This window comes from Microcystis sp. T1-4 (assembly GCF_000297435.1).
Taxonomy (GTDB): domain Bacteria; phylum Cyanobacteriota; class Cyanobacteriia; order Cyanobacteriales; family Microcystaceae; genus Microcystis.
Genome location: NZ_CAIP01000101.1, coordinates 1 through 11,552, shown reverse-complemented (window position 1 = coordinate 11,552; position 11,552 = coordinate 1). Strand labels below are relative to the sequence as shown.

The 11,552-nt window shown below is 45.5% G+C and carries 8 protein-coding genes and 1 pseudogene; 6 read left to right on the top strand and 3 right to left on the bottom strand.

Going from position 1 to position 11,552, the window contains the following annotated elements; genetic code table 11:
• Positions 1-708: 708 nt before the first annotated feature.
• Positions 709-1,791 (bottom strand): molecular chaperone DnaJ, encoded by a 1,083-nt coding sequence (locus tag MICAI_RS05605; RefSeq protein ID WP_039899651.1) that lies wholly within the window; start codon positions 1,789-1,791, stop codon positions 709-711.
• A 586-nt stretch (positions 1,792-2,377) separates the two neighbouring features.
• Between MICAI_RS05605 and MICAI_RS05600 the strand changes: the two genes are divergently transcribed.
• The 5 genes from MICAI_RS05600 (at position 2,378) to MICAI_RS05580 (ending at position 8,509) form a co-directional block, all read left to right on the top strand.
• The gene (locus MICAI_RS05600; RefSeq protein ID WP_008198969.1) at positions 2,378-3,736 is read left to right on the top strand and encodes a CmpA/NrtA family ABC transporter substrate-binding protein; all 1,359 of its coding nucleotides are present in this window, start codon (positions 2,378-2,380) and stop codon (positions 3,734-3,736) included.
• Between the two features lie 112 nt (positions 3,737-3,848).
• A complete protein-coding gene (ntrB, locus tag MICAI_RS05595) occupies positions 3,849-4,679 on the top strand; it encodes a nitrate ABC transporter permease (RefSeq protein ID WP_039899650.1) in 831 nt (276 codons plus the stop codon).
• A 70-nt stretch (positions 4,680-4,749) separates the two neighbouring features.
• Positions 4,750-6,768 carry an ABC transporter ATP-binding/substrate-binding protein gene (locus tag MICAI_RS05590; protein WP_008198966.1) on the top strand — a complete coding sequence of 673 codons (2,019 nt, stop codon included), beginning with the start codon at positions 4,750-4,752 and terminating at the stop codon, positions 6,766-6,768.
• 79 nt (positions 6,769-6,847) lie between these two features.
• Positions 6,848-7,687, top strand: a complete 840-nt coding sequence (locus MICAI_RS05585; RefSeq protein ID WP_008198964.1) for a nitrate ABC transporter ATP-binding protein — start codon at positions 6,848-6,850, stop codon at positions 7,685-7,687.
• A gap of 348 nt (positions 7,688-8,035) precedes the next feature.
• Positions 8,036-8,509: a phosphate-starvation-inducible PsiE family protein gene (locus MICAI_RS05580; RefSeq protein WP_002800917.1), complete on the top strand. Its 474-nt coding sequence runs from the start codon at positions 8,036-8,038 to the stop codon at positions 8,507-8,509.
• A 159-nt stretch (positions 8,510-8,668) separates the two neighbouring features.
• On the opposite strand, the gene MICAI_RS05575 is transcribed toward MICAI_RS05580, so the two are convergent.
• Together MICAI_RS05575 and MICAI_RS05570 are read right to left on the bottom strand one after the other, a co-directional pair.
• Positions 8,669-9,178, bottom strand: coding sequence for an SH3 domain-containing protein (locus tag MICAI_RS05575; RefSeq protein WP_008198962.1), 510 nt, complete (start codon positions 9,176-9,178; stop codon positions 8,669-8,671).
• A gap of 12 nt (positions 9,179-9,190) precedes the next feature.
• Entirely contained in the window at positions 9,191-10,696 is a 1,506-nt protein-coding gene (locus MICAI_RS05570) for an AAA family ATPase (RefSeq protein WP_008198959.1), read from the bottom strand.
• A gap of 333 nt (positions 10,697-11,029) precedes the next feature.
• Between MICAI_RS05570 and MICAI_RS05565 the strand changes: the two are divergent.
• Positions 11,030-11,552, top strand: a pseudogene (locus MICAI_RS05565) (Rpn family recombination-promoting nuclease/putative transposase); the annotation flags it as partial.

Genomic DNA, 11,552 nt, shown 5'->3' with positions numbered 1-11,552 from the left:
AGGTGGTGGTCATTGGTTTATGATTCCTATTAAGTTATCGAGGTACGATTGATGATGTCTCTATCTTAGAGAGTTTGTATCGGTTTGTAAAGGGGTTTGACAAAAGTATTTCTTGTTGGGGTGATAAGGTGGGCTTATGCTTGTTAGTCGGTCGTTTGTAGTGGCTCTTTGCAGAATTCGATCGCCCGAAGGTGATCGATTTGCCGATGATAAACTATAAAGAGCCTTTTCTTTTGAGCCAGAGAATGCCGTCGCTCTATAGCCTAAGAACCGAGAATCCCCCGCTAACCGCGCGAGCGGTTAGCGGGGGAAAGTCAATGTTGTGACAATCCATAAGCATCTGAGGGGGTAAGGCAATCACTAAAATCCTTTTTTTTTCCCTTTTTACCCTTTTTCTCTATTTTTTCTCTTTCTTTTCTTTCCCGCCTCACGGCGGGTCGATTTTGTAGGGGCGAACTGCGTTCGCCCACCGGCAATAATTATCCCACCGGCAATAATTAAGGCTTGCTGAATAAATGTGAAATATAGACGAAGTAAGGGTTTTAGGGTTCTGTTTCGCCCCCACCGGTGCAAGATTTTGAGAGAATCGTGGTTCAAAACCTTGTGTCTTCATCGGCCCGCGTCCTGTAAGGGCGAAGCATTCGGATAGGAAATATACGGTTTCAGCGATAGGTTATTGCCCGAATGCTTCGCCCCTACTTTCTCTCTTTAACGGCTGATTCCGCGAAGTTGCTCCAGAAGTTGATCAAGAATGTCTTCCATCTCTTCCGGGCTTCTGCCCATCCTGACCGGTCCGCGCAGAAACTCTTTAACCGTTATCTTTTTATCGCGGAAGTCACGGACAAAATTATAGATTTTTTCGGTGGATTGAACTTGTAATTTCATCTCCTCTAGCATTTGCTCAATCGGGTCGATGCCATCCTTCTCACAAGCGCGGCTGGCCCTCACCATCTCGCCTTCCGGGGTATTTCGCACCGAGCGCAGTTCTCTTTTCAGGTTCTCGTATTGCTTTTTAAGTAGTTCGTTATTGGTTTCAACCCTCTCGCACTGTCGTTTAAGGTCGCTTTCCGATGAGCCTTCAACCGCGAAAGAGTCCCCCATTTGATGCTGTCGTTCGATTTCCAGCAGTCTGGCAATATCTCCCTCTTTATAGGCACGGTTGACCTCCTTCATGATCTCATTGTGACGCATCCGAGTTTCGGGATCCGTAACCTTGTCGGGGTGAAAAATCTCGGCCATTCTCAGGAAAGTGCGGCGTATTTGTCTAGATTCAGGAGATTTAGGCGAGCTTTCAGGTGATATCTCTGTTCCATCATCGTGACGGTTATAGGAGTCTCCCCCAGAGAAGAAATCCTGCGCGGATTGCTCCGATGATCCTTCCGACTCTTCGTCTCCGAAAAGTTCGTCTAGTTCTTCATCTCCATCCTCAAATTTTGGGCTAATCACCCCCGTTAACTGAAGTGTCTCGTAAATTCCGAGAATCCTTTTTTTTGTCTGCTGCCCCATTTTTCTAGCAGTGAGGATTTCGTCAAAAAGGGCGTGTATTTCGCGGTCGAGGTCGGTAAGTTTTTGATAGAGGGGTTGCCCTCTCTGGAAAATCTCCGTCGCTAAGGAACGCATCTGGTCGAGGAATTTCTTCAGTTCGTTGCGTTTTCTGCCAATCTGCTTGAGGAGCCACTGATGCTCCTCCTCTAAAGCTTGGAGACGAAAATGTAGGGAAGACAGCGCCAAGGCAGGAGAGGTGGGCGAATCAGAGGAGTTCGGTGATTTCGGCTTTTTAGATCTGGTCATTACTTTGGGGTGAAAGCATATTGTCCATTCTACCAAGCCGCAAGGAACCGCATTCCTAAAACTCACGCTTGGCTCGTTTTGTTGTTTCTCCCCACCTCCCTGCTCCCCAATTCCCCAATTCCCCACTTCCCCAATTCCCCAATTCCCCAATTCCCCAATTCCCCACTTCCCCAATTCCCCAATTCCCCACTTCCCCACTTCCCCACTTCCCCACTTCCCCACCTCCCCACTTCCCCACCTCCCCACTTCCCCACTTCCCCACTTCATAATTCATAATTCATAATTCATAATTCCCCACTCCCCTGCGCCGGCGCTCCTACGGAAACCTTTTTAAGTGGCTAGAAGCTAGATATATCAATGGTCTTAATTAATTCTTATCAATCGAATTAAATTTTTGTAAATAAAATTCTCGATCGGATTAATTATTTTTTCCAAATTCCGCTAGACTTATTTAGTAAGTTCAATCGAGATTCAATATTCCATAGCTAAATTTCTATAGCACGGGCTAGAAGGGAAGTTTAGCGAGGGATTCCTTTACCCATAATTCAGCACACATATTTGCTTTAGCAAGCAGGTAGGAGATTCTATGTCAAATTTTTCGAGACGGAAATTTTTAACCACGGCGGCGGTTTCAGCGGCAGGGGCTGTTGTCCTCAAAGGTTGTGTGGGTAATCCCCCCGACAGTACGGGTGGAACCACCACCACCGCGCCCGCTTCCCCGGCAGCCTCTCCCGTCGCCATCGCCCCGGAACAAGCTCCTGAAACCACCAAAATTAAATTAGGTTATATTCCTATCGTTGAGGCCGCACCCTTAATTATTGCCAAGGAAAAAGGCTTTTTCGCTAAATACGGGATGGCCGATGTGGAAGTCTCCAAACAAGCAAACTGGGGATCTGCTAGAGATAACGTCGAAATTGGGGCAGATGCGGGCGGAATTGACGGAGGACAGTGGCAAATGCCCATGCCTTACCTAATTTCCGAGGGACTAATCACCAAAAATAACGTTAAAGTCCCCATGTATGTGTTAGCGCAGTTAAACACCCAGGGTAACGGAATTGCGATCGCAGGTAAACACGAGGGCAAAAATATCGGTTTAGACCTGAAACCCGCCAAAGATTACATCCTCGGCATGAAAACGACGGGAACTCCCTTCAAAGCCGCCTATACTTTCCCGAAAGCTAATCAAGACTTCTGGATTCGTTACTGGTTAGCCGCCGGTGGTATTAACCCCGATACGGATATTAACCTAATTGCGGTTCCTGCCGCCCAAACCGTGGCCAACATGAAAACGGGAACCATGGATGCGTTTAGTACCGGCGATCCTTGGCCGGCGCGAATTGTGGCTGATCAGATCGGTTTTATGTCAGCTTTAACCGCAGAAATCTGGCCCTATCACCCGGAAGAATACCTCGCTATCCGTGCCGATTGGGTGGATAAAAACCCAAAAGCCACCAAGGCCCTATTAAAAGGAATTATGGAAGCGCAGCAATGGCTCGATCAAGAGGCAAATCGGGCAGAAGCGGCAGCAATTCTCGCTAAACCGGCTTATTTCAACCTCAAAGAAGAAATTATCGCCGGTCCCCTCAAAGGAATGCAGAAAATGGGTGACGGTAAACCGGAAATCACCGACAAAAATAAAGGGGTTTTCTACTGGAAAGATCCCGCCGGTAGCGTTTCCTATCCCTACAAGAGTCATGATCTCTGGTTTTTAACCGAAAGTGTTCGTTGGGGTTTCTTGCCGAAAGAAACTTTAACCACTGCCTCAACATTAATCGACAAAGTTAACCGCGAGGATCTTTGGAAAGCGGCAGCTACAGAATTAGGAGTTCCCGCGGCCGATATTCCCACCAGTACCTCCCGGGGTGTCGAAAAATTCTTTGATGGCAAGACTTTTGATCCTGCCAATCCCCAAGCTTATCTCGATAGTTTGGCGATCAAAAAATAGCGAGCTTTTAACGATAGGCTAGGTGGATAAAATATCTAGTCTATCAATCCCAAAAATGTTTTCTTCTCTTCCCAATCAAGTAACTTTATCTTCAACAAAGGAAAACGGCAAAATGGCAAGTAGCGTCAGCAGAACAGGTAAAGGTGGTTTCAACTTCGGTAAATTCTGGAAAAAGCATTCCCATGACATTCTTCCCCCCATTATCGGTATCTTAGGTTTTCTGATTGTTTGGCAATTAGTCTCGATGGTGGGATTAATCAAATTACCCCCCCCATCCGACCTAATCACCAATGAGCGTACCCGTACTTATTTAATGTATCCTTTCTTTGATCGTGGAGGCATTGATAAAGGACTATTCTGGCAAACTTTAGCCAGTCTGCAACGGGTATTAATCGGTTATTCTTTTGCCGCAGTGGTTGGTATTGGTGTTGGGATTATGGTCGGTTTAAATTCCTTCTTAAATAAGGCCCTCGATCCCCTTTTCCAATTCCTGAGAACAGTTCCTCCTCTTGCTTGGGTTCCCCTATCTTTGGCCGCTTTACAACAAAACCAACCAGCCGCTTTATTCGTTATCTTTATTACCGCAGTTTGGCCGATTTTGATTAATACCACCGTCGGTGTCCAACAAATTCCCCAAGACTATATCAACGTTAAACAAGTCTTGCAATTGTCCAGCAAAAAATTCTTTTTCAAGATATTAATTCCCTCGGCTCTTCCCTACATCTTCACTGGTTTGAGAATTGCGATCGGTTTAGCTTGGTTAGCGATTATTGCGGCGGAAATCGTTATGTCGGGTATCGTCGGTATCGGTTTCTTTATCTGGGATGCCTACCAAAATAACTACATCAGCGATATTATTCTTGCGCTGTTTTATATCGGTGGTGTGGGTTTATTACTCGATCGCTTTATGGCTTGGTTGCAAAATCGAATCGTTCGTCAATAGGGAATCAATGGGGAAATTTTCCCCATTTTCAAATAACTGAAACTTGAGCCAATTTAAGGAGAAAAAAACTATGAGTTTGTTTGTCGCTGTCGATAACATCGATAAAGTCTTCCCCCTCAGTGGTGGCGGTGAATATGTGGCCTTGAAAGGGATTGATTTACAGATAAAAAAAGGGGAATTTATCTCCCTTATCGGTCACTCTGGTTGCGGAAAATCCACCCTCTTAAACATGATTGCTGGTTTAGATTTGCCCACGGAAGGGGTGGTGACTTTGCAAGGTCAAAGCATTAAAAAACCGGGACCAGATCGCATGGTAGTCTTCCAAAACTATTCCCTTTTACCCTGGTTAACCGTCAAAGAAAATATCACTCTGGCCGTCGATCAAGTTCTCACCCAACTGTCAGAAGAAGAAAGAAAAGCCGAAGTCGAAAAATATATCGATCTGGTCAATCTTCGTCATGCAGTGGATAAACGTCCCAACGAATTATCGGGGGGGATGAAACAACGGGTAGCGATCGCTCGCGCCCTAGCCATCCGTCCGAAAGTCCTACTTTTAGATGAACCCTTTGGCGCGTTAGATGCCCTGACTAGAGGTAATCTACAGGAACAGTTAATGCAGCTGTGCGAAGAATACCAAATGACCTCGGTAATGGTGACGCACGATGTGGATGAAGCGGTGCTATTATCCGATCGCATCGTCATGCTTACCAACGGCCCCGGCTCAAAAATTGGCGGTATTTTGGAAGTAGATATCCCCCGTCCCCGCAAACGCATGGAAGTGGTGGAACACCCCAGTTACTACAGTCTCCGGAGTGAAATTATCTATTTCCTCAACCAACAAAAACGGATCAAAAAACTGCGCGCTCGCAAAGTCGAAGTGATTGCCCGTCACGGTTTAGAAAAAGTCAATCTAGAAATCGGTTTTGTTCCCCTCACCGCTTGCGCGCCCCTAGCAGTGGCCAAAGAAAAGGGATTCTTTACTAAACATGGTCTAGATGAGGTGAATTTAGTCCGGGAAACCAGTTGGCGAGGCATTGTGGACGGGATCGCAGGGGGATTCCTCGACGGGGCGCAAATGCCTTCGGGAATGCCCACCTGGTTAACCGTCGGTGGTTATCAGGAGCAACCTTTGCCGATTGTCAGCGCCCTGACTATGACGCGTAACGGTAACGGTGTCACCCTCGCTAAACGCTTCTATGACGAGGGAGTGATTGACGGTAACGTTTTAAGACAGATGCTATTGGAATCGAAGGAGCAGCGCCATATTTTTGGCATTGTTCACCCCTCCTCCATGCACAATTTGCTCCTACGTTACTGGTTAGCGGCAGCGGGAATTGACCCCGATAAAGACGTTCACCTCGAAACTATTCCCCCGGCCCAAATGGTGGCCGACCTGAAAACCGGTAGTATTGACGGTTACTGTGTCGGTGAACCCTGGAACCTACGGGCCGCCATGGAAGGTATCGGTTATACCGTCGCTACCGACTTAGAAATCTGGCAGGGCCACCCAGGTAAGGCCCTGGGAGTTCGGGAAGATTGGGCCAATAAATACCCTAATACCCATGTCGCTTTAGTCAAAGCACTGCTGGAAGGTTGTCGCTACTGTGCCGAGGAAGGGAATCAGGAAGAAATTCGTCAAATCCTCGCTAGTCGTCAGTACCTTAGTACCAATATAGATTATATCCAACTGGGTGATCCCAACTCCTACGCGTGCAGTCTCGATCGACCGATGAAAGAATATGCACACCATCTGTTCTTTGGGGATGGGGTAAATCGTCCCAGTCGTACCGAACACCTCTGGATGATGACCCAAATGGCGCGCTGGGGCCACATTCCTTTCCCGCGTAACTGGGTAGAAATTCTCGAACGCGTCTGTCGGGTGGGTGTCTTCAGTACCGCGGCCCGGGAATTGGGTCTAGGGGATATTAAATATCGTCGCACACCGATCCTTTTATTCGATGGTATCGAGTTTGATGCCGAGGATCCGATCGGTTATCTCAATAGTTTAGAGATCAAACAAAACGTCACCATGGCCGAAGTGGCTATTGATGCTCGTCCTAGTGCCAGTGAATCTCGCAAAATTGCCTAAAAATCGACTAAGGGGATAATTCCTAGCCAATTATCCCCGGCCATTGCCCCTATTAACTAATTTCCCCCAAAGACTAATCATGTACACCACCACCGACACAGTTAACCGAGCAACCCAGGCCCCCACTAAAGAAGCTTTTGTTACCATTGAAGGAGTTTCTAAGGTTTATCCCACTCCTAGAGGCCCCTACACCGTCCTCAAGGACGTTAATCTCAACATCGATGAAGGTGAATTTATCTGTGTGATCGGTCACTCCGGTTGCGGTAAATCGACCCTATTAAATATGGTGTCGGGTTTTTCTTCTCCCACCGATGGCATTGTTAAAGTTAACGGCAAGAAAATTACTAAACCCGGGCCCGATCGCATGGTAGTGTTTCAAAACTATGCTTTATTGCCTTGGTTAAGCGTTTTTGAAAATGTCTATCTCGCGGTAGATGCGGTGTCTCCCAATGCTCCGGAAGCACAAAAACGCTCGATCGTGCGCGATCATTTAGCTATGGTGGGTTTAACCGAAGCTATGGATAAAACCCCTCCCCAAATCTCCGGGGGGATGAAACAACGGGTTTCGATCGCTCGCGCTCTTTCTATCCGTCCGGAAGTGTTGATTCTTGATGAACCTTTCGGTGCGTTGGATGCGATTACCAAAGAGGAATTACAGGAAGAATTGCTGAAAATCTGGCAAGATAAACGCTGTACGGTGTTGATGATTACCCACGATATCGATGAGGCCCTTTTCCTCGCTGATAAGCTGGTAATGATGACCAATGGACCGGAAGCGAAAATCGGCGAAGTGATGAATATTCATTTCTCCCGTCCCCGCGATCGAGAGAGAATTATGGAGGATCCGGAATATTATCGTCTGCGTAACTATGCCCTCGACTTCCTCTATAATCGTTTCGCTCACGATGATGTTAGCTAGATGTGAGCATTTGTATTAGTTTGGGGTGCGGTTGACTTAATAGCGATCGCACCTAGATTTTTTTTTTAGGGAAGCCTTCTTCAAGTAAGATTATTTCTAAGTAGGTAGATGTTAAAAAGCGATCGCACCTAGATTTTTTTTCTAGGGAAGCCTTCTTCAAGTAAGATTATTTCTAAGTAGGTAGATGTTAAAAATTGTCAGATACCCCCCTTATTAAGGGGGGATCAGCACCCCCCTTATCAAGGGGGGATTAAGGGGGGATCAAGGGGGGATCGACTTACTTATTGACTAAATAGAACAATTAGCAATCAAATACAATAACAATTTTTACTTTTTACTTAATCGATCATGCTCAAACAGATACGGAAACTACTTATCAATTTCGGTCAACAATGGCGCGATGAAGATTTCATGAGGTCGATTCATCTCATTGAAAACATAGTTTCTAAGGTTTTATCCGTAGCCTTAATTGTTGTTATTATTGTTTCTCTTTATGATCTAGTAGTTATCCTAATCAAAGACCTATTTACTACGGAACCCGTCGGTTTTTTTAGTAAAACTTTAATTGAAATATTCGGATTATTTCTCAATATTTTGATTGCCTTAGAGTTATTAGAAAACGTCACTGCTTACTTAAGAAAACACATCGTACAGGTTGAATTAGTAGTAGTTACGGCTTTAATTGCCATCTCTCGAAAAATTATTATTTTCGACCCCAATAAATACAGTAAAGATGATTTAATTGCCCTCACCGTGGGAACCTTAGCTTTAGCGGCAAGTTATTGGTTAATCAGAAAAGTTAATCGCGATAATCGTTCTTGAAGTAGTGATTAAGTCCCCAGACAGAATTAATCACAGATATTTTTTACTTCTGGAGTTGAGCAGTTCTGGGGTTCTCTCCTGCCAGAGTGTCAATTTAACTTTGTCCAATTACTGATTAAGGAAAGGGGTAGATTTAGAAAACCTAACCCTTATAAATATTTACTCGACTCTGGAAATATTACCCGCTTTAATCCAACCTTCGCGACCATCGGACAGACGCACGCGATGCCATTGGCCATCGCTGCTGGTTCCCACCACACTGACTTTAGTATTATAATCCAGACCGCCGAGACGAGTCGATTCACTGGTAGGTTCAGAGCGCAAACTTAAACCGCTTTGCCATGTCACCCGCGCTTGATAACCCTCGGATTTGGTTTCTCTTTTTGTTTCTTCGGGACTGGGTTTCGGGGAAGCTTTTGGTGTTGGGGTATTAGGAGACTCTTTCACCTCAGCTTGGGGTTGTTCTTGGACGGGAGTAGTAGGGATGGATTTAGCAGCTTTTTCCTCCTTAGTTTCCTCTTTTTTCTCCTCGGTAAAGACAGGTTTAGGAGGATTAGAATTCATGCCAGAGAGAAGCATATAGGCGACAGCAGTAGCCCCACCGACCAGAATCGCCACTCCCATGACAAAACCGACCATAAATTGCAATAAACCAGATAAACGCTTCATATTGGTGCTAAATTAACTGTTAGGATTGACATTAAAACGATCATCGCGAGAGGCTAAACGAGCTTTACCGGACTTAGCCCAATCCTGTAGAAATTGAATCTGTTCTTGGGCAGTGCGGGCCAGGGGTATAATCTGACTAGCGGCCTCAAGCACATCATCGGTGCTAAAGTCGCGATTTTGACTAAAACCGATGTGCATCGCTTCCACGATGGTTTGTTCGATTTCTGCCCCCGAAAAATCGGGAGTTTCGTAGGCTAGTCGCTTTATATCATAACTTTTTAGATTATGGGGCCGGACTTTCCCTAAATGAACGCTAAAAATCTCCTCGCGGGACTTTTGGCTAGGTAGTCCGACAAAAAATATCTCATCGAAGCGTCCTTTTCGCAACATTTCCGGGGGCAAAGATTGGATGTTATTAGCTGTAGCGACGACAAAAACGGGCGATTGTTTCTCCGCTAACCAAGTGATAAAAGTCCCGAAAACCCGCCCGGTGGTTCCTCCGTCGCCTTTCCCATCCACTCCGGCGAAAGCTTTATCAATTTCGTCTATCCACAGCACACAGGGAGCTAAAGCTTCGGCGAGATTAATCATCTGACGGGTACGCGATTCCGATTCCCCCACCAATCCGCCAAATAAACGCCCCACGTCTAGACGCAGTAGGGGTAAGTGCCAATGATGGGAAATAGCTTTCGCTGTCAGGGATTTACCCGTCCCTTGAATTCCCACCAATAGTAAACCCCGGGGATTGGGTAAACCGTAGGCGCGGGCGCGTTCACTAAAGGCACCACCGCGACGAATCAGCCAATCTTTGAGGTTATCTAGGCCCCCGATGTCAGAAATCTGCTCTGTGGCGGGATAAAAGTCTAATATCTGGGTTTGACGAATCGATTGGCGTTTTTCTGCCAAAATTAATTCCACGTCCTCTGGCTCAATTTTGCCGTGACTGGCTAAACATTTGGCTAAAACCCGACGAATTCTCTCTAGGGATAATCCTTGAGCAGAAAGCACTAATTCATCCAGGAGTGGTTCTTTGACGGGTTGTCCGGTGGCGGCGATTAATCGCTGGATTTCCTGTTTGATTTCTTCGCCACTGGGAAGGGGAAAATCGACGACGGTGATTACTTCGGTTAGATCCGAGGGGATAGACAGTTCGGGAGCGACGATAATTAGGTTTTTGGGCTGAGATTTCAGGGAACGGGCCAGATTTCGCAATTTTCTGGCGATGGCAATATCTTCTAAAAAGCGCTGGAAATCCCGTAAGATTATGATGGCGGCGATGTTAGTCGGCAGCTTTTCGACGAATTCAAGAGCTTGCAGGGGATTACGCCGAGCAAAGTTCTCATTATTGGGATTATCTTGATAACCATCCACGAAATCCCAGACATAGACAGCACGGTTATGGCTCTGTTTGGCAATATCGGCGATCGCTTTTTCGAGACGTTCTTCTTCTAGGGTGCTAACATAGATGAGAGGATAACGGGCCCGCAGCAGTAATTCAAATTCTTCACCAAAGCTCATAGCTATTCGTCTATAGTTTTTGCTATTTATATCGTCATCAGAAAATATAGCAGTTAGCCGTCCCTTGGATATTTTAGTACAAATGCTCGAACTGCCTCGCCCCCCTCTTAACCAGTAATTTAGCGCATTTATCCTCAAGATGAAGTGTAGCCTCATTTTGCTATCGACGACCGGCGACCGACTCCCCCAAAGGACAACTTCCTATCTCACCATTAGGTTAACTGCTAAGTACCTAAGCAAAATTAATTACACATATCTAACCACCTCTTGCCTCTTGCCTCTTGCCTCTTGCCTATCTTCACTAGGAAATTAATTTTGCACGACTACTTATGTATGAATAATATTATTGACCATGATCGTTTATTTAAGGAATTAATTGCGACTTTTTTTGTTGAATTTATTCAGTTGTTTTTTCCTGAGATTATTAATTATTTAGAGCCTAATCAGATCACATTTTTAGATAAAGAAGTCTTTACCGATGTCACGGAAGGAGAAAAGTATGAAAGTGATTTAGTCGCCCAAGTTCAATTTCGAGGACAATCATCATTTTTCTTAATTCATCTAGAAGCACAGTCTAGCTCTCAACCAGAATTTAATCGGCGAATGTTTACTTATTTTGCTCGTCTGCATCAAAAATTTGCCTTGCCAGTTTATCCGATTGTCATATTTTCCTATGAGCGTCCGCAAAAAGAAGCAATTCGTCAATATAAAATCCAGTTTCCCGACTTAAAAGTGTTAGAATTTAACTATCAAGTTGTCCAGTTAAATCGCTTGAATTGGCGGGATTTTCTCAATCAAGCTAATCCCGTCGCCACCGCTTTGATGGCCAAGATGAAAATTGCCCCTCGGGATAGGG